Raw genomic sequence first — 23,068 nt, forward strand, 5'->3', positions numbered from 1 at the left:
AGCATACGAACCGGCGCCCTCTCCTGGTGAGGGCGCCGGTCCGGTTGGTGTCAGGCGATCAGCGCTGGAGCGTCAGCACGCCTGGCCGCCAGGGCAGGGAGTTGTACGGCTGGCCGTCCGAACTCGGGCTGCGGCCCTGGTAGAGCAACTGGAGGTTGCAGGGGTCGATGGTCTTGGTCTGGTCGGGGTTCGTGCGCACCAGGTCGCCGTGGCTGATGTCGTTGGTCCAGGTGGCGCCGCTGTTGGCCTTGCCGGCGAACGGGTTGCTCTCGGTCGCGGCCTGCGGGGTCCACGTGCCGCCGAGGCTGCTGGACGTGAACGAGCGGAAGTAGCGTCCGCCCGTGCCCATCGCCTCGACGAGCATGAGGTACTGGTTCTGGTCCTTGACCTTGTAGACCTCGACTCCCTCGAACAGGTTCTCCCGCGTGTCGGTCATGATCGTCGTGTACGAGGTGCCGAAGCTGCCCGGGAAGTTCCCGATCGGCATGCTGGCGCGGTAGATGTTGCCGTTGTCACCGGCGAAGAACATGTACATGTTCGTGCCGTCGGCGATCAGCGTCTGGTCGAGTGCGCCACCGCCGGGGATGTTGCCCGAGAAGAGCTCCTGCGGCGCCGACCACCCGTTGGCGTTGGTGGGGTCACTCGACGTGAGGTAGCTGAACGTCGTCGGGCCCCATTGGTAGGCGAGCACCCAGATGTTCTTCGGTGCGAAGTAGAACAGCGTGGGTGCGACGGTGCCGAGGTTCATCGTGTTCTGCGGTGCGGAGGCCATGTCCGACCAGTTCGTGAACGTCCCGAAGTTCATCGAGCCGTAGTGCTGCCCGGTCTTGTCCACCGTCGAGCCGTAGACCAGGTGCTTGCCGTTGTAGACGACGTTGGTGAAGTCCTTGAGTGACACCCAGTCCGATTTCGGCGTCGCCAGCACGCCCGTCGACGACCAGCGGTAGTTCGACGGGAGTTGGCACGATCCGCCCGTGTCGCCCACGCGGACGAGCTGCCACTGCTGGTTGGCGCCGTTCCAGTCGCCGTACTGCACGACGGCCGCCCCGTCCGCGGTCGACAGGCCCGTCACCTCGACGCTCTTGCCGCTGTTGCGGTTGATCAGCCGGACGTACCCGCCGTCGGAGTCCGCGAGCCGGAACTGCTGGTTGGTGCCGTTGAGATCCGTCCACTGCTGGACCTTCGCGCCGTCCGCGGCCGACAGACCGGCGACGTCGAGAACCTTGCCGGAGTTCTTCGACTTCAACCGGTAGTAGCCGCCACCGGAATCCACGAACTGCCACTGCTGGTTCCCGCCGTCGTGGCGGGACCATTGCTGGACCGCCGCTCCGTCGGCCGTGGACGCGCTCGCGACGTCCATCGCCTTGCCGCTGTTGCGGTTGACGAGCACGTACCACGCAGTCGTGTCGACGGTCGCCGCCGACGCCGCGCTCGGAGTGAGTGCGACCACCGCACCGGCCACGAGCACGGTCGCGAGCACCGGGCTCAGCGCCGAGGCCCACCGGCCGCGCCGGAAGCGGGTCCCACGGCGGCGTGGGACTTGGTCCATCGAATCCACAGTGATCCTCCTCGACAATTCGCCAATGCGGCATTGCCGTTGTCGCGCCCCCACGGATTTGCCGTTGTCGCAATTGGTCAGCGGGAACACGTATTTGTGTTAGTGCTAACACTGCTTCGTGAGATTGCCAGACCTGTGTCGAATCTACAAGAGGCAGTCTGCTCTGCCATACGAGACGACCTGCAGTGTTGTCGAATTAGTTCGACGGGAGCGAACACTATTCGGTTTTTTCGGTTCGACACCCGATTCGATTCGTTCGATTGCCTCAGGCTGCGCGTTTGAGGTTTGCGCGCACCAGAAGGTAAACGAGGAATGGGCCGCCGATGATGGCCGTCACCACGCCTACGGGCATGTCGTTCGGCAGCACGATTCGTGCGATCAAGTCCGAGCCGATGAGCAGCAACGCGCCGAAGAGACCCGACGCGATCAACGGCGGAACGGGGGAGCGCAGCAGCCGCATCGTGATCTGCGGCGCGACCAGTGCCACGAACGGAACCGGACCCGCTGCGGAGACCGCGACACCAGCGAGAAGTACCGCGCACAGAAGAAGAATCGCTCGCACGGCCGTGTACCGGACACCGAGGCCAGCGGCGACGTCGTCACCGAAGTGCATCGGCTGGAGCTGGAAGGCGATCACCAGCACCACCGCGACCAGCGCGAGGGTGATCCACAGCGTGGTCCACACCTCGGTCCACGACCGCGAGTCGAGCGACCCGACGAGCCAGGACTGCGCGCGGGCGACGTCACGGATGTCGGCCAGCACCAACAGCCACGTCGTGACCGCCTGCATGACCGCGCTGACCGAGACGCCGATGAGGATCAGCCGGAAGCCGTCGATGCCCCGGCGCCACGCCAGGAAGTACACGAGCAGCCCGGTCAGCAGCCCGCCGGTGAGTGCGGCCGCGGGCAGTCCGATCGTGCTCGACACCGCCGCGCCGCCGCTCGCCGTGACGACGAAGACGGCCGTGGCGCTGGCACCGCCGGTGATGCCGAGAACGTCGGGACTGGCCAACGGGTTGCGTGCGATCGACTGGGTCAGCGCGCCGGAGATCCCGAGCGCCACGCCGACGATCAGGCCGACGAGCGCCCGCGGCATCCGCAGGTCCATGATCACGAACTCGTCGACGCGCTCGCCCTGCCCGATCAGCGTCCTGAACACCGCGGACAGCTCGATCGTGAAGTCGCCGACCGAGATCGACACGCAGAAGACGAGGAACGTCAGCGCCGCCAGGACCACCGTGACGAGCACGATCCACGGCCGCCAGACCCACGACCACCCTGCGACGCGGACACCGCGGTGCATCTGTGTGCTCATGCCTGCCTGAACTTCCCGAGCCAGACCAGCGCCGCGAAGAACGGTGCGCCGATGAGGGCGATGACGATGCCTGCCTGGAGTTCGGCCGGCCGCACGACGAGCCGTCCCGCGATGTCGCCGGCCAGCAGCACGACCGCGCCGAGCACCCCCGCGTACGGCACCAGCCAGCGGTAGTCCGGCCCGGTCATCCACCGCGCGACGTGCGCGACCATCAGCCCCAGAAACGCGATCGGCCCGCACGCCGCCGTGGCCGCACCGGCCAGCAACGTGACGGCGACGACGCCGACCGTGCGCCCTGCCGCGATGTTCACGCCGAGACCGCGCGCGACGTCGTCACCGAGGTTGAGCAGGTTGATCGTCGGCAGGTTCAGCAGCGCCAGCACGAGCCCGGCGACGACGAAGACCGCCGCGATCCCGATCACGTCGAACCCGACGCCCTGCACGGAACCCGCGTTCCAGAACCGCAAGACGTCCAGCGACTGCTTGTCGGACAACGCGACCGCGGTGGTCATCGCGGCGAGGAAGATCGTCACCCCTTGGCCGGCCAGCGCGAGGGTGAGCGGGTTGCCGGAGCCGCGGCCGAGACTCGACAGCCCGAACACGAGCACCCCGGCCGCCGCCGCGCCCAGGAACGCGAACCACATGTACTGGAGCGGGTTCTGCAACCCGAAGAGGTAGACGGCGAGCACCACGGCGAACGACGCCCCGGAGTTGACGCCGAGCAACCCGGTGTCCGCGATGGGGTTGCGGGTGTGGCCCTGGATCAACGCGCCCGCGACCCCGAGCGCGACCCCCGCCACGATCGCGAGCACCGTCCGCGGCACGCGCAGGGTCTGCACGATGAGCGTGATCTCGGTGAGCCGCTGGTCGGTGCCGGGATCGCCGAACAACCCCTGCCACACCTCGGCGGGGCTGAGCGCCCGCACCCCGACGACCAGCGACAGCACCGCCACGGCACCGAGCAACGCCACCAGGAACACGAGCCCGGCCAGCCGCCGGGGGCGCGCCCCGGCCGGTGCGGGATCCAGCCCGCGTCGCTCCACCACGATGCTCACGACGGGCTACGTTATCTGCTGCCCGCCTTCTTGACTCAGGGCACCCTTACCTAACTCCGGGCCTCGATGGCCTTGACCGTCTTGGCGAGCGCGCCGCCCAGCACCTTCGGCCCGAGCAACCCCAGCGACAGGCCGAGCAGCCTGCCCTTGAAGTTCTTGCCCTCGCGCACGACCTCGGCCCGCACGATCGTCGTGCCGTCGGCCTGCCTGGTGAACGTGTAGGTGTGGCCGGAACGCCCGCCCCACACGTTGGAGTCGACGGTCCGGAGCACGACGTGGCCCAGGTCGGACCAGTCGTAGTGCAGCCGTTCCCAGATGCCGCCGGAGCCCTCGGTGACGTCGGCGAAGGTGTCGCGCTTCTCGTGGACGACCAGGGAGTCGTCGGCGCTGTTGGGGAAGAGCTCGGCGCGGCCGGGGCCGAAGTCGGTGAGGCCCGCGACGAACTGCTCGGGGGTCGCGGTGGTCTGCTGGGTCAGGGTGATGGTGGGCATGTCCTCGGCCTCTCGACGTCCTGTTTTTCGACAGGACTCAGGTTGGCCGGTCGGAGAGGGTGTTCGCGCCAGGGAGACTCCCTGGTCGATCACTCACCGGTCCTTTGTGGAGGTGACGAGCGACACGACCGCCAGCCCGGTGTTGACCGCCGAGATGATCGTGGTCAGCTTCGCGGCCTTGGCGGGCAGCTCACCGCGTGTCCCGGCGTACACGGCAGCCGCGGTGTCCGTGGCGTGGATCAGCACGGCCTGCCGCAGCACCCGCTGTGCGGAGGCGTCGTCCCGCTTCAGCGTCAGCAGGTCCACGCCGAGGACCAGCGTGCGGATGCCGAACATGCGCGCCGGGTAGACGAACCGCTTGTCGTCGCCCAGCTCGTCACCGAGGCTCTTCGCCATCCTGCTCGCCGCGAACAACCCCAGCGCTCCGTTGAAAATCCTGATGCAGGCCAGTGCGGTCCGCGTGACATCGCCGAGCTTCATCCCGCAGAGTCTAGGAGAGCCGCCAGCCACCGTTCGATGTCCTGGCGTGCCGCCTTCGCCATCCCGGTCGACCGGTTCGTGAACCCGTGCTGCGACTCCGGGTACACCCGCAGGTCCACCGAACCGCCCGCCGCGCACACGCGGGCCGCCATCGCCAGGTTGTCCTCCAGCAGGACGTCCAGGGCGCCGACGATCATCAGCAACGGCGGCAGGTCGCGCAGATCGCCGTAGATCGGTGAGATGTCCGGGATCGTGCGGTCGCGCACGTGACCGGCGTAGGCCTCGATGAAGTACTCGTCCCTGATCAGCCTTCCCGCCGGAGTCCGACCGCTCAGGTCGTACGTGCCGAACTGCAGCGCGGCACCGCGGAACCGGCCGGCGCGCTCTCGCAGGCGCAGCAACGTCGTCACGGCGAGGGTGGCGCCGGCCGAGAAACCACCGATGGTCAATGGCACCGCGCCGAATGCGTCGAGCACCCACCGCGCCGCCGTCTCGCAGTCGTCGGGTGCGGCGGGCCAGGGATCTTCCGGGGCCAGCCGGTAGTCGGGGCTCACGACGACGACCCCGAGGGCGTCCGCGAGCCGTTGGTTGCGTTCGTCGTCCTGGGCCGTCGAACCCAGGTAGAAACCGCCGCCGTGGAAGTCGAGGTGGACGCCGCGAGGTGTGCCCTGGGGCTCGAGAATCCGCACGGGCACTCCGCCGCCGTCGACCAACTCACCCGCCCCGGTCAGCGCGGCACGGACCTCGCGCACCTCGTCGAGGTTCGCTGGGCCCCTTCTGGTTCCGCGCTGGGCGTTGAGGCCCCGCATCTCCTCGACGTGCGCCGTGAGCGCAGGATCGATGAAACCGTTCAGTCCCAACCGCATGAGTGTCCCCCTGATGTGGCGTACCGCCGCCCGACGGTACGCCGACGCGATCACTCACTTGATCGGGGACCACCCTGCTGGAACCCCACGCCGAACCACGAAAAAACCACAGGTTCTCGCCGCACATCGGTCGTCATCGGCGTGAGCAGCTCCGGCACGTTCGCCGTTCAGGCGCAGCCCAACCTGCTCCGCACCTTCACCCACACCTCGCCTACGAGTTCGGGCCACGTGTGTTCACCGCGATCCTCGACAAGCACCTGCCGAGCGGTGTCACGCGAGCCGGTGGTGCCCGCTGTCGAAGAACACCAACGGGTCGCCCTCGTCGCGGTGTCCGCACCAGCACGGGCTGCCGATCACCAGCACGTGGTCGGCGGCCTCGACGACCTGCTTCACCTCGCACACCGCCGCGGCCGTCGCGTCGTCCAGCAGGGGGACGCCGAGGCGTTCGCTCCACGGCACGCCCGCGAACCGGTCGTCGCCGGATGTGGCGAACCGGGTGGCGAGCTGGCGGTGCGCGAAGCCGAGCACGTTGACGGCGAACGACTCCCGTTGCCGGATCACCGCGAGGGTGCTGCTGCGCTGGGCCAGCGAGATCATCAGCAACGGCGGGTGCAGGGAGACGGACGTGAAGCTGTTCACCGTGCAGCCCACCGGGTTCGTGCCCGCGGTGCTGGTCACCACCGCGATGCCGGTGGGCCAGGTCCGCATGAACGCGCGGAGGTCCTCGCCGGTGAGCGCGGGGTCAGCACGGGTCGTCATCGGTGGTCCACGAGTTCGGCCTCGCACATCGTCCGCTGGTGCAGCAGTCCCGGTTCGTCGGCTCCGGGCAGCACCAGTGCGCGGGAGTAGTCGTCGATGGCCTCGCGGAACCTTCCGGCCGCCTGGTACACGAAACCCCTGTTGTACAACAGGTCCGGGTTGCCGGTGTCGAGTGAGATGGCGACGGTGAGGTCCTCGATGGCCGCGTCCTGGTCGCCAATGGCGTGGGCGAGGGCGGCGCGGCTGGCCCGTGCGGCCACGAGCTGGGCGTCGACGCGCAGTGCATGATCGAACTCCTTGGCCGCGAGGTCGAGATCGTTCGTCTCCATCGCCAGCAGGCCGCTCGCGTGCAGCAGCCGCGCGTCCTCCGGGTGCACCCGCAGGCCTTCGTCGACGCAGGCGCGGGCGGTGCCGAACGAGCCGGTGTCGATCAGGAGGCTGACCAGGTTGATGCGCGCGTCCAGCTGGTCCGGTTCGAGTTCGACCACATAGGACAGATCGGCGATCGCGCCGTCGAGGTCGCCCAGTTCCGCGCGCAGGTCGGCGCGGTTGTAGTGCAGCTCGAGGAACGGCGCCGTCAGCGTCATGGCCTTGGCGTAGTCGGCCAGCGCGTGCTCCGGCTCGCCCAGTCTGCGCCACACGTCGGCGCGGTCGAAGTAGTAGTCGGGGTAGTTGGGGTCGACCTCGATCACCGCGTGGAGGTCGGCGAGCGCTTCCTCGACGCGGCCCAGCGCCACCAGCACCTTGGCCCTGTTGTTCAGCAGCACCGACCTGTGCAGCTGGTGCTTCTCCGGGTCCAGTTCCGCGTCGAGCCGCCGCACGCCCTCGTTCACCAGCGCGAGGGATCCCGGAAGGTTGCCCAGGTGCATCTCGACCAGCGCCTTGCCGTTGTTCTGGAACACCGTCTGGAAGGTCCGCTGCTCGATGTCGGGCAGCAGCGAGGCGATGGCCACGGCATTGTTGAGCAGCACCTTGGCCTGGTGGTGGTCCTTGTGCTCCGGCGGATGATGACGCGTGTAGAGCATCGCCATCGCGTAGGAGCAGAACAGGTGCACCATCGGCAGGGTGTGCCGCTCACGCAGCTCGTCGTAGTACGGCAGGCTCTCCAGGCTGCGGTCGAGCGACGCGAGCGCGGTGGTCATCTTCGTGGTGAGAAGCCAGTGGCGCTCCTGCTCCGCGTCCGGATCCGTGATCGCCCTGCCGCGCGGCACGATGTCGAGGAGCATGTTGTAGAAACCCATGTCGAAGCAGTGGTTGGCGGCGTCGAGCATCGCGATGCTGCCCGCTCCGGCGGGATCGCTGCCGTGTTCGAGGTGGTACAGCAACGCACCGAGCCCGAGGCTGCTGTCACCTCCCGCGAGCTGGGCGGCGCGTTCGTCGTGCAGCCGGGCGCGCACGTCGTCGGCTGCCGAGGCGTACGCGGCGAGCAGACGGGGGTCGTCCGAGGTGCAGTCGGAGTCGATGAACGCCCGCAACGCTTCTTCTTCCGTGCCACCGAAGTCCGGACGTTGCGCCGGGACGGTCTGCCGCGCGTACCGGCGCAGCGAGGCCGCCAGCTCCTCGTCGACGTGCTCGGTGCGGGTCGTGATCACGAACCGCAGCGGGCCGGATCCGCTGCGCCGCAACGCGATGGCGACGAACTCCTGGTCGGTGTGGTCGGCCTCGTCGAGGTTCGTGAACGCCAGCGTCAGCGGATCGTGGCCGGCGAGTTCGGCGTGCGACCGCAGGAACTCGAAGACGCCGTGGGCGAGCCGCCGGGTCCTGTTCGCGGGGTAGATCCTCGTGCGCTCACTGGGAATCGCGAGCGAGGTGAGGGTCTGCGGTCCCGCGCCGATCAGGCCGGACAGCTCGGGCGCGGCGGAGAGGATCTCCAGTGCGTGGCGCTGGACGAGATCAGGCCGTTCGGCGTGCACGGCCGGCACCAGCGCGCGCAGCAGGGTTCCCACGCCGGTGTAGGGCCCGCGCAGTCTGGAGTGGCAGTCGACCTCGAAGTCGGCGTCACCGAAGGCCTCGGCTCGCGGACCGGTCCGCCACAGGTGTTCGCTCATGCTCGTTCCTTCCTCGATGAGCTGTCGCGGCGGGAGACCACGAGCAGCAGGACGGCCTGGATCAAGATCAACAGAACGGACACGGCGGAGTCCCAGAAACCCGCGCCGCCCGAGGTGCCCTGCGCCAGCGCGGTCCACGTCCTGACCGCGAACCCCACGATCACCGGCAGGATCGCGACCACGAGCGTCACCAACAGGAAACCCACTCCGGCGACGGTGATCGCCGCGAACCACGGCGCGACCTGCCGATCGCGGGGAGACCAGTCCTGCTGCGGGGATCTGCGGACGCCCGGCAACCAGGCGAACCTGTCACGCAAGTACGCGGTGGTGGCCTCGTGCAGGTTCGTGCAGCCCAACGCGGTGGTGAACACGAAGTAGAGGTCGGTGCGCAGGAACACGTAGAACTGCCAGGCCAGCCGCAACACGACCAGGTAAGCGACGGCGAGTGCCAACCGCCCCACCAGGTTCGGCCCCGCCACCGCACTGGTCGCCGTCAGCAGGCTGAACAGCAGCAGGTCGGCGAGCATGCCCGCGAGGAACGGCAGATAGCGCTTGCGCCGCGGCACGCTGAGCAGACCGTCGAGCTCGGTCTGCACGACGAGGAAGTACAACCGCCTGCCGACGCTGAGCTTCGACGGCAGACCGAGTCTGCGTCCGGCCAGCACGTGGTAGCCCTCGTGCAGCAGGAGAGCGGGGATCTGCGAGAACGTCAGCACCAGCTGCACCGCGACGAGCGAGGAGGTGAAGAAGACGTTCTCCGCGTGCGGGCGCAGCTGGGGTTGCGCGGCCATCAGGACCAGCGCCACGCCCACGAGCACGGCGTAGCACGCCCAGGCGAGTGGTGAGAACACCGCACGGCCGAGTCGCTGGAACCGTACTTCCCTGGCCACGGCAGGACTTTCACCGGCCTCGCGGATGAACCCGAGCTCGTGCAGCGCCGCGACGAAGTCCTCCATGTCGATGGGCTCGCCGAACTCGGTCCGGTACCAGTCGGCCGCTTCCGGCACCGGCATGCCCTCCGACAGCCGGCGCAGCAGGGCTGCTCCGTCCTCCGGCAACGTGGCGTAGGACTCGGCGTCGGGCCTGCCGACGGTGATCCCGTCGTGCTCCTCGACGTAGGTCAGCGGGTGGAACTCCAGACGATGCGCGGACATCGAGAACTCCGGGAGGTAGGTGGATGGCCGCTCCCGGGCAGAGCACGGGAGCGGCCGCCCGGTTCATCAGCAACAAGGAGTGCAGTAGCCCGGCGCGGAAGACGTGAGCTTGATCGAACCGTTCTTGCGGATCGCGATCTTCTTCATGGGAGTCACCTCCGTTTCTGCCGAGGCGTCGGCGGAGCTCACCGTGTCAGCGGCGGACCTCGTGCCGCAGTGGGGACGGGACCCCGGAATTCGCCGCGGCCGCCGTGCGTGGATTGGGGGCCGTCCCCCATGGCCACCACCGGGCGGGACGGTGGACGGTGTGCGCATGCGAGACGACGCGCTTTCGATCATCGTGACCGGATCCAGTGCCGCACTGGGGATGCCGGGGTATCTGACGTGGCTGCGGCAGGAGATCGACCTGAGCCTGCGCGTGCTGCTGACGCACAGCGCGGAACGGTTCCTGCGGCGCGAGGTCGCGGGCTGGTACGCGGACGAGGTCTGCGTCAGCGACGACCCGGACCTCAATCCCGTGGAGTTCGCCAGGAGGTCGCTGGGGATCGTGGTGTTGCCGGCCACCGCGAACGTGCTGGCGGCGACCGCTCTCGGCCTCGGCTCGTCACCGGCCCAGACCGCGCTGCTGGCCGCCACCAGGCCGGCGTTGTTCTTCCCCGCCATGAACGAGGTCATGTGGGACAAACCGGTGGTGCGCAGGCACGTCGAGGCGCTGCGCGCGGACGGGCACACCGTGGTCGAACCGCAGCGGCGGCCCGTGTTCGAGCTGTGGCAGAAGGAGAACGTGCTGGGCATCGGCATGCCGGAGCCGGAGGAGGCGACGGAGCTGATCGTCGCCTGGCTGGAGGTGCTCCTCGACAGCGTCGGCGAGGAGGAGGCGGAAGCCGCGACGGTCAACGGGTGACGGGGTCAGCCCGCGAGGTCGCTCAGGTGGTCGATGGCGAACCTGTGCAGTGATCTGCGGTCGTGCTCACCGGTCTTGGCGAGCAGGCTCGCGACGTGCTTTTCGGCCGTGCGCGGGGAGATGTAGAGCCGTCTGGCGATCTCGGTGTTGCCGAGCCGTTCCGCGAGCAGCCGCAGCACCTCGTTCTCCCGCGCGGTGATGCCGAGCAGCCGCAGCCGGGCCGGCACGTCGCTGGTGCCGGTGCGGCGTTGCGACGCGGTCCACCCTGCTCCCCGCAGCAACGTGCGGCAGGCGTTCCTGAGCGCGGTCAGCTGACCGACGTGGAAGTACTCCTCCGCCTCGCGCAACCAGCTCGCCGGGTCACCCCATCCGTCGGTGAGCGCGGCTTCCGCGGCCAGCCGCAGCCCGAGTCTGCGGGTCAGCGCGAACGGTTCGGCGACCCGGCCGTGCTCCGCCATCGCCTCCGCCGCCTGTTCGGCGCGCCCGTCCCTGCCGGCCAGCACTGCTTCGGTCAGCAGGAGGAACTGGCGGTGCCACGCCGATCCCGCGCGTGCGGCCTCGACCGCGTCACCGTGGTGCGACCAGCCCATCTCGCCGTCGAGCGCCCCCAGCAGAACTCTCAGCCCGTGCGGCCACGCCTGGAGGTGGTGCGCCGCGTCCCGTGCATCGGCCACGTCCAGCGCTTCCACCGCTCGTCGCCTGTCCTCCTCGGCGAGGGCGCAGAACGTCTCGCACGCGGCCAGAGCGGATGTGGTGCCGTCCAGCGACCGGACCGCGCGCTCCATCGCCGAACGCTGCCCGCGCAGCGCGAACGCGACAGCCTTGGCGGTGATCACGTCGTCGGCCACCTGCCGCAGACCCAGCCGGGTCACCTCGGGCAGGCAGCGGTCGGCGAGCTCGGCGGCGAGCACGAACTCGCCGCGCAGCACCGTGGTCATGACGAGCTTCGCCTGCAGCAGGTGCCCTTCCAGAACCGCGCCCGCCTCGAACGCCTGACCGCACACCTGACGCAGCCGGGTGTCGTCGCCGGAGCGCAGGGAGTGGTTGACGGCGGACCTCGCGCGCGACCGCAGTCGCATCGCCGGCAGCCCGTGCCGGTGCGCCAGTTCGGCCATCCGCCGCAACCGCGCATCCGACTCGGCGGGGTCTCGTTGCACCGCAAGGGTTCCGAGCAGCTCCAACGCCTCGCAGGCGAGGACGGGCAACCTGGAGCGGGCGGCCTGGGCGAGTGCGCGCAACGCCAGGTCCTCCGCGTCCGGGTGCCCGAGTCCGGCGGTGATCAGGTCGATCCTCACGGTGAGCTCTGGTGAGGCGCCTGGGCCCAGCAGCCTCCGAGCGGTTTCCAGCTCCTCGTGGCCGCGTGACGGCAGTCCCGCCCGCACGGCCACCTGCGCGAGCGTGGTGTGCAGCACGGCTCGTCCTGCCTGATCGAGACCGAGGTCGTCGACGTTCGCGGCCAGGGCGAAGGCCTGTTCGACCTCGCCCGCCTCGGCGAGTGCGGTGAGCAGCGGTGTCAGCACCGCGATCGGCTCGCAGCACGCCGTCGCCAGCTCCTGTGCCCGGCGCAGCAGCCCCACGGCCGCGGCCGCGTTCCCGTCGGTGAGCGCGCGTTGTCCCGCGTCGACGAACAGCCGCCGGGCAGTGCCGGTTTCGCCGGCCACGAGCCAAAGCCCGGCCGCCACCGCGCACCACTCGCCGGGCAGCCCCGGCCAGCAGGCCTCCACTGCCTCGGCGGCGCGCCGGGCGAGCTCGGCCCGTTCGCCGCCTGCCTTCTCCAGCAAGGCCCGCGGGGTCAGCGCGTGCCGGAACGAGTACCAGCCCGCCGCGAGGTGATCCGGCGCGACGAGCTGCTTCGTGACGGCGGGACGCAGCCGCCGCACCAGTTCGTGCCTGCCGAGACCGGACATGATCCGCAGCACCGGCAGCGGAAACCGGCGCCCGAACACCGCGGCGGTGGTGAGCAGATCGGTGAGCTCGGGGCCGAGCCTGCGCACCCGGCCCGCGACGCTGTGCACGACCGCTTCCGGCACAACGGTGTCCGCGCCATCCCGCACCGACCACCCGCCCAGCTCCTGCACGAGATGGCCGGCCGCGAGCAGCTCCCCGGCGACGAACGGCACACCCTCGCTGTCGCGGAACACCCTCTCCGCTGCGGCACGGGGCACCGCGCTCGACGCCACGCTGAGGCAGGACGCGACCAGCTCACCCGTCCGCGCCCTGTCCAGCCTGGCGAGCTCGACCACGGCGAGGCCGAAGCGCCTGCCGTCCCGCGCCAGCTCCAGCACCGGGCACTCCTCGTCCCGCGCGGTCGCGAGCAGGGCCACCCGCTGCTCCGCCAGGTTGTCGGCGAGGTAGTCGAGAATCGCCGCGGTCCCCACGTCCGCGTCGTGCAGGTCCTCCAGGACCAGCACGCAGCCGGTGTCGCGGCCGAGGACGCCCAGCAGCCGCAGAAGCCCTTCTGCGACAACGACAAGGGGCTCGTCGGTGGTCCCGCTGTCGCGCCATTCAGGGGCGAACCGGGCGAGCGCGTGCCGGTAGGGCAGGAGCACGGGGTCGGCGGGCAGGCCGTCGTCGCGGGCGAGTGAGAGCACCGCCTCGGACAACGCCCGCAGCGGTGCCGAGGGATCGGCCCGGCCTCGCAAAACCCGCATTCCCCGCGTCACCCCGTGATCCGCCGCCGCGGTCACGAGCCGCGACTTCCCGATGCCCGGCTCGCCGAGCACGATCGCGGCGCCGCCGGTCTCCACCACCCCGGTGAGCACCCGCAACTCCTCTTCTCGCCCGATCATCCGAGGCGATGGCACTGTGACGGCTCCCATGTCCGGCACGATCGGCTGCCCGCGTACACAACGGCGTACACGGCGTCGTGTACGCAAACGCTTCACTCCGATTGGGTGCGTACGACCGGCGTTCCCGGCCCTAGGCTCGAAACGTCGACAGTTCCTGGTGACGCTGGAGAGTGTGGGTGAGACTTCGCATTCTCGGGCCGGTCGAGATCGCCACAGACCACGGTCCCGCGTTGCCGGCGCGGCGGATGGCCAGGGTGCTGCTCGGCGTGCTTGCCCTGCACGCCAACACCTTCGTGCCGACCGAACGGATCGTCGACGCGCTGTGGGACGGGTCCCCGCCGCGGTCCGCGCGGATCAACCTGCGTTCGTACGTCAGCGACCTGCGCCGGTTGCTGCGCTCCGGCGGGAGGAGCAGCACGAGGATCGAGACGGCCAGCGGTGGCTACCTGCTGGCCTCGGAGCCGGACGACCTCGACGTCCTCGGCTTCACCGCCCTCGCGCTCGCGGGCAGGGACTGTCTCGCGCGCGGCGACCACGAACAGGCCGTCGAGCGGCTGACCAGCGCGGGCGCGCTGTGGCGAGGTCCCGTGCTCGACGGAGTGCCGGTCCCGCAGGCGGTTGCGCCCACCGTCCGGATGCTGGAGGACCGGCGCGTCGACGCCATCGAGGACTGCGTCCAGGCGCGCTTGGAGCTCGGCAGGCACGCGGGGCTCGCCGCCGAGCTGCGTGAGCTCACCGGCCGGTACGAGCTGCGGGAACGGTTGTGGGGCCAGCTGATGCTCGCCCTGTACCGCAGCGGCAGGCCCGGCGAGGCGATGCGGGCGTACGACCGGTTGCGCCGGGTGCTGCACGCGGAGCTGGGCGCCGACCCGAGTCCCGAGATCCAGCAGCTGCACCAACGGATCCTGCGCGACGACCCGGGGCTGGCGGGGCCCGTGCGGACCGCCGCCGTCCCGCAGCGCGCCGCTCCCGTTCCGTGGCAGTTGCCGCCGGACGCGGAACCGTTCGTCGGCAGGCACGACGAGCTGCGCACGCTGGATCGCCTGTCGGCTGCGGCGTCCGGCACCACCGCGGTCGTCGGAACGGCGGGGGTGGGCAAGACCGCGTTGGCGGTGCACTGGGCGCACGGCGCACGTGACCGGTTCCCCGACGGCTGCCTGTACGTGGACCTGCGTGGTTACGGGCCCGGCGCGCCGGTGCCGCCCGAGCAGGTGCTGGTGGGATTCCTGCGGGTTCTCGGCGAACGCGGCGCCCACGCGGGACACGACATCGCCGAGCTGTCCGGCCGGTACCGGACGGCGATCGCGGACCGGAAGATGCTGGTGGTGCTGGACAACGCGCGTGCCTCCGAGCAGGTGCGGCCGCTGCTGCCGGGCACCGCGGGCTGCGTGGTCGTGGTGACGAGCCGCGACGACCTCGCCGGTCTGGTGGCGCGGGACGGCGCCCGGCGCGTGCGGCTGGATCCGATGACACCGGATGAATCCCAGGCTCTGCTCGAAAGGCTGATCGGCGACCAGGAGGGTGCGGGAGCGGTCGCGGAGCAGTGCGCCGGGCTGCCGCTCGCGTTGCGCATCGTCGCCGAGCTCGCGGCGCAGTCCGCCACCCCGCTCGACGAGCTCGCCGCGACGCTGGCCGACCGGCAGCGCGCTCTGGACGAGATGGACGCCGGCGGTGATCCGGGCACCGCCGTGGTGGCCGTGTTCGACTGGTCCTACCGGGTGCTGCCTCCCGCCGCGGCACGCGCGTTCGGCCTTCTCACCTGGCATCCGGGTGCCGACTTCGACGTGCACGCTGCCGCCGCCCTGCTGGAGACCACGCCCGAGGAGGCGGGACGGCTCGTCGCGGCGCTCTGTCGCGCGCATCTGGTGCAACGCGGTGCCAAAGGCCGGTACCACGTCCACGACCTGTTGCGCGCCTACGGCATGCGCCAACCGCCGGCCGACGCCGTCGCGGTCGCGCTCACCGGACTCTTCGACTACTACGTGCACGCCGCGACCGTCGCCGAAACCGTGCTGCCACTGGGCCGCGGCCGCACACCGCCACCGTCCGCGTTCCGCACGCCGCCGCTGCACGACCCGGTCCTGGCCGCGCACTGGCTCAACTCCGAGCGGGCGAACCTGGTCGCCGTCGTCGCGCACTGCGCGATCCACGGCTGGCACGCCCAGGCCTGTGAGCTGGCGCAGGCGTTGCGGCCCTACCTGGACCAGGGCCGTCATCTGGCCGAGGCGCAGACCGTCCACCGGCACGCGCTGCACTCCGCCCGCCGCCTCGGCGAGCCCGCCCGCATCGGCGCGGCGCTGAACAACTTCGGCAGCGTGTGCCACCACCTCGGTCGTTACGCCGAAGCGGCCGAACATCTCGACGCGGCACTGGCTCTGCGCAGGCAGGCCGGTGACCGGACCGGTGAGGCGAGGACCACCAGCAACCTGGCGGGGGTGTACGCCAGGCTGGGCAGGCACGGCGACGCGATCGAGCACTACCGGCGGGCGCTGGCCATCACCCGCGACATCGGCGACCGGGCGAGCGAGGCGATGGTGCTGGCCAACCTCGCGTTCGTGCACCTGCGGCTCGGCAGCTACCTGGAGACGGTGGACTGCCACCGGCGGGCGCTGGAACTGACCCAGCTGCTGGACGACCGGATGATGGAGAGCATCGAGCACTGCAACCTCGGGCTGGTGTACGCGCTCCTCGGCCGTCACCGGGAGTCTGCGCGGTCGTTGCGGCGGGCCGCCGAGATGTGCCGCGAGCTGGGCGATCGCCAGGGCGAGGGTTTCGTGTCCGGCAACCTCGCCGTCCTGCACACCAGGCTCGGCAACCACTGGGTCGCGCGCCGCCACGTCGAACGGGCACTGGCTGTGCACGCGGCGTCCGGCGAAATCGCGAGCGAGGCCGCGGTGCTCGGCTTCCAGGGGGACCTGTTGCTGCACATGGGTTTGCCCGCACAGGCGCTGCGGTCGTTCCGCCAGGCGCTGACGCTGGACAGACGCCTCGGCGAACGGTTCCAGGAAGCACAGGCGCTCAACGGCATCGCGGCCGCCGCGACGGCGATGCGCCGGTTCGACCAGGCGGAGCTGCACCACGACGCGGCGCTCGCACTGGCCACCGAGACCGGTGACCGGTACGAACGGGCCCGCGCGCTCGACGGCATCGGAAAGTTGCGCTGCAGCACGGGAAACCCCGGTGCGGCAGTGGCGTTGTGGCGCGAGGCGGCCGCGATCTACGACGAGATCGGTGTGCCGGAAGCCGATCAGCTCAAAGCCCGCCTCGACGGGCTCGCCGTGCCGACCTGAACGACCGGCAGTTGAGGACTTTCCCGGCGGCGAAAGGACCAGATCGCTGACTGCTGTCTGCGCCGCGGCCTGGCGAGCACATCGCGTAGCCGGGTGGTCCCGACGGAGCCATTTGGATCCAATACCCACTTTTCCGGTAGCGAAACCTCCGCTGCGACGACCTCCTGTGCGGGCGCATCGTGCGCCTGCACAAGGCTTGTCTCGGATGAGAGGGGCGTTTGTGAAAACCTCGGGCAGACGCGCCAGACGGCGTGCGCTTGTAGGGATCCTCGTGGCCGCGGCCGGACTGACGACCGGTGTCACGACGGCGTCGGCGGCCGACGGGGTCGTCATCGCCGCACCGGCGGGGAAGGCGATCGCGGACCAGTACGTGGTCGTGCTCCGCAACGGTGTGGCGGCGACGAGCTCGGGCTCGCTCGCCAAGCAGTACAACGGAAAGGTGACCGCGTCCTGGCAGCACGCGCTGCAGGGGTTCGCGGTCAACGCCACCGCGGCCAGCGCCAAGTCGTTGGCGCGTGATCCCCGTGTGGCGGCGGTGTACCAGGACGCGGTGGTGAAGGCGGACGCCGTTCAGGTGAACCCGCCGTCCTGGGGACTGGACCGCGTCGACCAGCGGAACCTGCCGCTGGACCAGCGGTACAACTACGGGCCCACCGCACCCGGTGTGCGTGCCTACGTGATCGACACGGGCATCCGGGTGTCCCACTCGACGTTCGGCGGACGGGCGAGCTGGGGCACCAACACCACCGGGGACGGCAACGACACCGACTGCAACGGTCACGGCACGCACGTGGCGGGCACGATCGGTGGCAACGAGTACGGCGTGGCCAAGGCGGTGCGGCTCGTCGCCGTCAAGGTGCTGACCTGCTCCGGCAGCGGCAGTTTCGCCGGCGTGATCAGCGGAGTGGACTGGGTGACCGCCAACGCGGTCAGGCCGGCGGTCGCGAACATGAGCCTGGGCGGTGGCGCGTTCGACCCGCTGGACACGGCGATCCGCAACTCGATCGCGTCGGGCATCACCTACGCGGTGGCGTCGGGCAACTCCAACACCGACGCGTGCCAGACCTCGCCCGCGAGGGTCGCGCAGGCGCTGACGGTGAACGCCACCGGCACGAACGACGCCAGGGCGTCGTTCTCGAACTTCGGCACCTGCACCGACCTGTTCGCACCCGGTGTCGGCATCACGTCGTCGTGGAACACGAGCGACACCGCGACGAACAACATCAGCGGCACCTCGATGGCGACCCCGCACGTGGCGGGCGTGGCCGCGCTGTACCTGCAACGGCATCCCGCCGCCCCTGCCCAGCGCGTGCACGACGCCATCGTCCGCAACGCCACGCCCGGCGTGGTCGGCAGTCCCGGCACCGGGTCGCCGAACCTGCTGCTGTACTCGCTGTTCACCCGGTGGGGCCCGGAAGGCGACTACAACAGTGACGGGACAACGGATCTGACAGTCTGGCGTCCGTCAGAGGGCAACTGGTACGTGCGCGGGATCAGCACGACCCAGTGGGGCATCGGCGGTGACATTCCGGTGCCCGGCGACTACAACGGTGACGGCGTCACCGATCTCGCCGTGTGGCGTCCGTCCGAAGGCAACTGGTACGTGCGCGGCATCGGCACCGTCCAGTGGGGCATCGGTGGCGACATTCCGGTGCCCGGCGACTACAACGGCGACGGCGTAACGGACTTCGCGGTGTGGCGTCCGTCCGAGGGCAACTGGTACGTCCGCGGGATCAGCACCACGCAGTGGGGCATCGGCGGCGACGTTCCCGTGGCGGGTGACTACAACGGTGACGGCATCACGGATCTCGCGGTGTGGCGTCCGTCCGAGGGCAACTGGTACGTCCGTGGGATCAGCACCACGCAATGGGGGATCGGCGGTGACATCCCTGTGGTGGGCGACTACAACGGTGACGCCGTCGCGGATCTCGCCGTGTGGCGGCCGTCCGAGGGCAACTGGTACGTGCGTGGGATCAGCACGACCCAGTGGGGGATCGGCGGCGACATCCCGGTGCCCGGCGACTTCAACGGTGACGGCGTGACCGATCTCGCCGTGTGGCGTCCGTGGGAAGGCAACTGGTACGTGCGCGGCCAGTTCACCACCCAGTGGGGCATCGGAGGTGACGTCCCGCTGGCCTCCTAGCTGGGGGTACCGCCCGGCTGGTCAGCGACCAGCCGGGCGGTCCGGCTCAGCGCCGGTCGCGGATCATCCCGCGCTGGACCGCGATGAAGACCAGCAGCAGCGCGCCGATCACGATCTTCGTCCACCACGAGCTGAGCGTGCCCTGGAACGAGATCAGCGTCTGGATCGTGCCGAGCACCAGCACTCCGGCGAGGCTGCCGAGCACGTACCCGAGCCCGCCCGCGAGCAGAGTGCCACCGATGACCACTGCCGCGATGGCGTCGAGCTCCATGCCGACCGCGTGCAGGCCGTACCCGGAGAGCATGTACAGGCTGAACAGCAGCCCGGCCAACGCCGAGCAGAAGCCGCTGATCACGTACACGCCGACCTTGGTACGACCGGTCTTGAGCCCCATCAGCATCGCCGACTGCTCGTTGCCGCCGACCGCGTAGACCGTGCGGCCGAAGCGGGTGCGGTGCAGGACGAACAGCGCCGCCAGCACGACGACGAGCGCGATGACCACGTTGTAGGTGATCGTGACGCCGCCGGGCAGTTCGATGACGGCGGTGGCGACGTCGCGGAACGTGGTGTCCTTGATGGACACGGACTCGACGCTGATGAGGAAGCAGAGGCCGCGGGCGAGGAACATGCCTGCGAGGGTGACGATGAAGGGCTGGATGTCGAACTTGTGGATGACCAGACCCATCAGCAGGCCCAGCGTCGAGCCGATCACCAGCACCGCGATGATGACCAGCGGGACCGGCCAGCCGGCGCGGAGGCCCGCTGCGGTGACCATTGTGGACAGTGCGACGACGGAGCCGACGGACAGGTCGATGCCGCCGCTGAGGATGACGAAGGTCATGCCGGCGGCGAGCACGATGAGGAAGGCGTTGTCGATGAACAGGTTCGCGATGACCTGACCGGACGCGAACCCCTCGTAGCGGACAGAGCCGACGCCGAACGTGATCACGAACAGCACCACGGTCGCGAGGACCGGCAGGAACCGCGACGGCAGCCGGGTGGTGAGAGCGGTCATGACGAGACGGCCACCTTCCGGAAGCTGAGTGCGGCGCGGGCCTTCGGCGACTGGATCAGGCACACGGTGATGACGACGACCGCCTTGAACACCAGCGTGACCTCCGCCGCCACGCCGATCGTGTAGACGGTCGTGGTGAGGGTCTGGATGATCAGGGAGCCGAGCAGCGTGCCGGCGAGTGAGTACCGGCCACCCGCGAGCGACGTGCCGCCGATGACGACGGCGAGGATCGCGTCCATCTCGATCCACAACCCGTTGCTGTTGGCGTCGGCGGCGCTCACGTTCGAGCTGATCATCAGACCGGCGATGCCCGCGCAGACCGCGGCGAACACGTAGACGGTCCAGATGATCGTGCGGGACTTGACTCCGGCGAGGCGGGAGGCCTCGGGGTTCACGCCGACCGACTCGATCAGCATGCCGAGTGCGGTCTTGCGCGTGGTGAACGCGACCAGGCCCAGCACCGCGAGGCTGATCAGGATCGAGACCGGCAGCACCACGAACCCGGCACCGACCTGGCGGTAGGCGTTGTTGTTCACCGTGATGATCTGGCCCTCGGTCACCAGCATGGCGATGCCGCGGCCCGCGGTCATCAGGACCAGGGTGGCGATGATGGGCTGGATGCCGAGGCCTGCGACCAGGAAACCGTTCCACAGGCCCAGCACCGCGCAGAGCACCAGCGCGATCGCCATGCCCACCAGTGCGGTGCCGACGTCCGGTGACGTTCCGATGTGGACACACGTCACCGCGGCCGCGATGGCCGCGACGGCGCCGACGGAGAGGTCGATGCCGCGGGTGGCGATGACCAGCGTCATGCCGATCGCGATCAGGAGGGTGGGTGCGCCGTTCTTGAGCACGTCGACCAGGCCGCCGTAGAGGTGGCCGTCCTGGATGCGCAACGCGAAGAACGACGGTGTGAAGATGAGGTTGAGCAGCAGCAGGGCGACCAGCGCCACGATCGGCCAGAGCAAGCGGTTCTTCACGACGCCATCCCTTCCGGGAGCTGTTCACCCGCGATGAGGCCGACGACCTCGTCGAGACTCGCGCCGCTGTCCAGCTCAGCGATCTTGTGCCGGTCGCGCAGCACGACGATCCGGTCGGCGATGCGCACGACCTCCTCCAACTCCGCCGAGATGAACAGCACCGCCGTGCCCTCGGAGGCGAGGGTCGTGACGAGGTGCTGGATCTGGGCCTTGGCTCCGATGTCGATGCCGCGGGTCGGCTCGTCCAGGATGAGCAGTCGTGGTTCGGTGACGAGCCAGCGGGCCAGCAGCACCTTCTGCTGGTTGCCACCGGAGAGCGTGCGCACGAGCGCGTCCGGGTTGGCAGGCCGGATGTCCAGCGCCGTCAGGTACTTCTCGACGAGCTCGTCCTTCACGCGGCGGGACAACGGACGCGTCCAGCCGCGCGCGGCCTGCATGGCGAGCACGAGGTTGTCACGGATGGAGAGGTCGGCGACGAGGCCTTCGCCCTTGCGGTCCTCCGAGCAGAACGCGATGCCGGCGGCGATCGCCGAGCGCGGGCCGCGCAGGTGCAGCGGCTTGCCGTCGACGAGCAACTGACCGGAGTCGGCCTTGTCGGCGCCGAAGAGCAGCCGTGCGAGTTCCGTGCGACCGGAGCCGAGCAGACCGGCCAGCCCGACCACCTCGCCCGCGCGGACGTCGAGGTCGAACGGCGCGATCGCGCCACGGCGGCCGAGGCCTTCCGCACGCACGAGCACGGGGCCGTCGGCCTGGTGCTTCTCCGCGGCTTCCTCGATCGCCTCCAGCGCACCGAGCTCGCGGCCGATCATCTTCGAGACCAGCGCGCGCCGGTCGAGTTCCGAGGTCAGGTGCTCGCCGACGAGGGTTCCGTTGCGCAGCACCGTCATCCGGTCGGAGATCTCGTAGACCTGGTCGAGGAAGTGGGAGACGAACAGGATCGCGACGCCTTCGTCGCGCAGCACGCGCATGATGCGGAAGAGCTCGGCGACCTCCCCTGCGTCCAAACTGGACGTCGGTTCGTCGAGCACGAGCACCCGGCAGTCGACCGCGATGGCGCGGGCGATGGCGACGAGTTGTTGCACCGCAATGGGATGCGTGCTGAGCACGGACGCGGGGTCGATGTGCACACCGATGCGCGACAGCACCTCGGCCGCGCGCTTGCGCATGGCGGGGAAGTCGATGCCGCCGAACTTGCGCGGTTCGCGGCCCAGCAGGATGTTCTCCGCGACCGTGAGGTTCGCGCAGAGGTTGACCTCCTGGTACACCGTGCTGATCCCGGCTTCTTGCGCCTGGCCGGGGGAGGAGAACGCGACCGCGTCACCCGCGAGCTGCACTGTGCCGCTGTCCGGCGTGTGCACACCGGTGAGCGTCTTGATCAGGGTGGACTTGCCGGCGCCGTTCTCGCCCATCAGAGCGTGCACTTCGCCGGGGAACAGCCGGAAGTCGACGTCCTGCAACGCCTTCACGCCAGGAAATGCGAGGCTGATGCCTCGCATCTCGACGACGGGCGGCGGTGACTCGGTCATGAGGGAGCCTTCGTCGCTGGGGTGCGGGACCCGCCACTGGAACGTGAGAGAGTGACGGGTCCCGCAGTCTTTGGTGGGATCAGTACTGGCGGTTCGGCAGTGCGGCCTTGGCCTGTTCCTGGTTGAAGGCGCCTTCTTCGGTGACGACCCGTGCGGGGACGTCCTCGCCCTTGACGACCTTCTTGGCGAGCTCCATGAGCTGCTTGCCCAGCAGGGGGTTGCACTCGACGATGTAGTTGATCTCGCCGTTGGCCAGGGCGGTCATGCCGTCCTTGACCGCGTCCACCGTGATGATCTTGATGTCCTTGCCGGGCACCTTGCCCGCGGCCTTGATCGCCTCGATCGCGCCCAGGCCCATGTCGTCGTTGTGCGCGTAGACGACGTCGATCTTGGGCTGGGACTTCAGGAAGGCCTCCATGACCTGCTTGCCACCCGAGCGGGTGAAGTCACCGGTCTGCGACGCCACGATCTTGATGTCGGGCTTGGAGGCGATCTTCTCCTCGAAGCCCTTCTTGCGGTCGATCGCCGGGGCGGCACCGGTGGTGCCCTGCAGCTCGACGACGTTGGTGGGGCCGTTGGCGTTGGCGACCATCCAGTCACCGGCCTTGCGGCCCTCCTCCACGAAGTCCGAGCCGAGGAACGTCTTGTACAGCGACGTGTCGTCGGAGTCGATCGCGCGGTCGGTCAGGATGACC

General features: G+C 69.7%; 17 protein-coding genes. 3 read left to right on the forward strand and 14 right to left on the reverse strand.

The genetic code is table 11. The features are described from left to right. Positions 1–58 precede the first annotated feature (58 nt). The 9 genes from ACFOWZ_RS00385 to ACFOWZ_RS00425 all read right to left on the reverse strand — a co-directional run bounded on the left by ACFOWZ_RS00385 (position 59) and on the right by ACFOWZ_RS00425 (position 9,726). Positions 59–1,549, reverse strand: coding sequence for a non-reducing end alpha-L-arabinofuranosidase family hydrolase (locus tag ACFOWZ_RS00385; RefSeq protein ID WP_382367004.1), 1,491 nt, complete (start codon positions 1,547–1,549; stop codon positions 59–61). Between the two features lie 274 nt (positions 1,550–1,823). After that, positions 1,824–2,873 carry a FecCD family ABC transporter permease gene (locus ACFOWZ_RS00390; RefSeq protein ID WP_382367006.1) on the reverse strand — a complete coding sequence of 350 codons (1,050 nt, stop codon included), beginning with the start codon at positions 2,871–2,873 and terminating at the stop codon, positions 1,824–1,826. Then, entirely contained in the window at positions 2,870–3,928 is a 1,059-nt protein-coding gene (locus ACFOWZ_RS00395; protein WP_382367008.1) for a FecCD family ABC transporter permease, read from the reverse strand. Before ACFOWZ_RS00395 ends, ACFOWZ_RS00390 begins: the two co-directional genes overlap by 4 nt. A gap of 50 nt (positions 3,929–3,978) precedes the next feature. Beyond that, positions 3,979–4,419, reverse strand: coding sequence for a hypothetical protein (locus ACFOWZ_RS00400; protein ID WP_382367010.1), 441 nt, complete (start codon positions 4,417–4,419; stop codon positions 3,979–3,981). Between the two features lie 93 nt (positions 4,420–4,512). Continuing rightward, positions 4,513–4,899: a hypothetical protein gene (locus tag ACFOWZ_RS00405; protein WP_382367012.1), complete on the reverse strand. Its 387-nt coding sequence runs from the start codon at positions 4,897–4,899 to the stop codon at positions 4,513–4,515. Next, positions 4,896–5,765 carry an alpha/beta hydrolase gene (locus ACFOWZ_RS00410; RefSeq protein ID WP_382367014.1) on the reverse strand — a complete coding sequence of 290 codons (870 nt, stop codon included), beginning with the start codon at positions 5,763–5,765 and terminating at the stop codon, positions 4,896–4,898. Before ACFOWZ_RS00410 ends, ACFOWZ_RS00405 begins: the two co-directional genes overlap by 4 nt. 270 nt (positions 5,766–6,035) lie before the next feature. Continuing rightward, entirely contained in the window at positions 6,036–6,524 is a 489-nt protein-coding gene (locus ACFOWZ_RS00415) for a flavin reductase family protein (protein WP_382367016.1), read from the reverse strand. Further along, positions 6,521–8,572: a tetratricopeptide repeat protein gene (locus ACFOWZ_RS00420; protein ID WP_382367018.1), complete on the reverse strand. Its 2,052-nt coding sequence runs from the start codon at positions 8,570–8,572 to the stop codon at positions 6,521–6,523. Before ACFOWZ_RS00420 ends, ACFOWZ_RS00415 begins: the two co-directional genes overlap by 4 nt. After that, positions 8,569–9,726 carry a hypothetical protein gene (locus tag ACFOWZ_RS00425; protein WP_382367020.1) on the reverse strand — a complete coding sequence of 386 codons (1,158 nt, stop codon included), beginning with the start codon at positions 9,724–9,726 and terminating at the stop codon, positions 8,569–8,571. The genes ACFOWZ_RS00420 and ACFOWZ_RS00425 overlap by 4 nt, the downstream gene beginning before the upstream one ends. Positions 9,727–9,835: 109 nt before the next feature. Between ACFOWZ_RS00425 and ACFOWZ_RS00430 the strand changes: the two genes are divergently transcribed. Beyond that, entirely contained in the window at positions 9,836–10,630 is a 795-nt protein-coding gene (locus tag ACFOWZ_RS00430) for a flavoprotein (protein ID WP_382367022.1), read from the forward strand. 5 nt (positions 10,631–10,635) lie between these two features. Here the strand turns inward: ACFOWZ_RS00430 and ACFOWZ_RS00435 are convergent, their stop codons facing one another. Continuing rightward, on the reverse strand, positions 10,636–13,419 hold the full coding sequence (locus tag ACFOWZ_RS00435; protein WP_382367024.1) for an ATP-binding protein: 2,784 nt from the start codon (positions 13,417–13,419) through the stop codon (positions 10,636–10,638). A 176-nt stretch (positions 13,420–13,595) separates the two neighbouring features. Here ACFOWZ_RS00435 and ACFOWZ_RS00440 point away from each other — a divergent pair, with 176 nt between their 5' ends. Both ACFOWZ_RS00440 and ACFOWZ_RS00445 read left to right on the forward strand, forming a co-directional pair. Beyond that, the gene (locus ACFOWZ_RS00440) at positions 13,596–16,709 is read left to right on the forward strand and encodes an AfsR/SARP family transcriptional regulator (RefSeq protein ID WP_382367026.1); all 3,114 of its coding nucleotides are present in this window, start codon (positions 13,596–13,598) and stop codon (positions 16,707–16,709) included. A 271-nt stretch (positions 16,710–16,980) separates the two neighbouring features. Beyond that, on the forward strand, positions 16,981–18,852 hold the full coding sequence (locus ACFOWZ_RS00445) for a S8 family serine peptidase (RefSeq protein ID WP_382367028.1): 1,872 nt from the start codon (positions 16,981–16,983) through the stop codon (positions 18,850–18,852). A gap of 46 nt (positions 18,853–18,898) precedes the next feature. Here the strand turns inward: ACFOWZ_RS00445 and yjfF are convergent, their stop codons facing one another. The 4 genes from yjfF to ACFOWZ_RS00465 all read right to left on the reverse strand — a co-directional run. After that, positions 18,899–19,867 (reverse strand): galactofuranose ABC transporter, permease protein YjfF, encoded by a 969-nt coding sequence (yjfF, locus tag ACFOWZ_RS00450; RefSeq protein ID WP_382367030.1) that lies wholly within the window; start codon positions 19,865–19,867, stop codon positions 18,899–18,901. Next, positions 19,864–20,847 (reverse strand): ABC transporter permease, encoded by a 984-nt coding sequence (locus tag ACFOWZ_RS00455; RefSeq protein ID WP_382367032.1) that lies wholly within the window; start codon positions 20,845–20,847, stop codon positions 19,864–19,866. Before ACFOWZ_RS00455 ends, yjfF begins: the two co-directional genes overlap by 4 nt. Beyond that, positions 20,844–22,373 (reverse strand): sugar ABC transporter ATP-binding protein, encoded by a 1,530-nt coding sequence (locus ACFOWZ_RS00460; RefSeq protein WP_382367033.1) that lies wholly within the window; start codon positions 22,371–22,373, stop codon positions 20,844–20,846. Before ACFOWZ_RS00460 ends, ACFOWZ_RS00455 begins: the two co-directional genes overlap by 4 nt. A 79-nt stretch (positions 22,374–22,452) precedes the next feature. Further along, positions 22,453–23,068, reverse strand: a 616-nt coding sequence (locus ACFOWZ_RS00465) for a substrate-binding domain-containing protein (RefSeq protein WP_382367035.1), incomplete at its 5' end; no start/stop codon positions are given.

The sequence above is a fragment of the Lentzea rhizosphaerae genome (assembly GCF_042649515.1).
In the GTDB taxonomy this organism is placed as follows: domain Bacteria; phylum Actinomycetota; class Actinomycetes; order Mycobacteriales; family Pseudonocardiaceae; genus Lentzea; species Lentzea aerocolonigenes.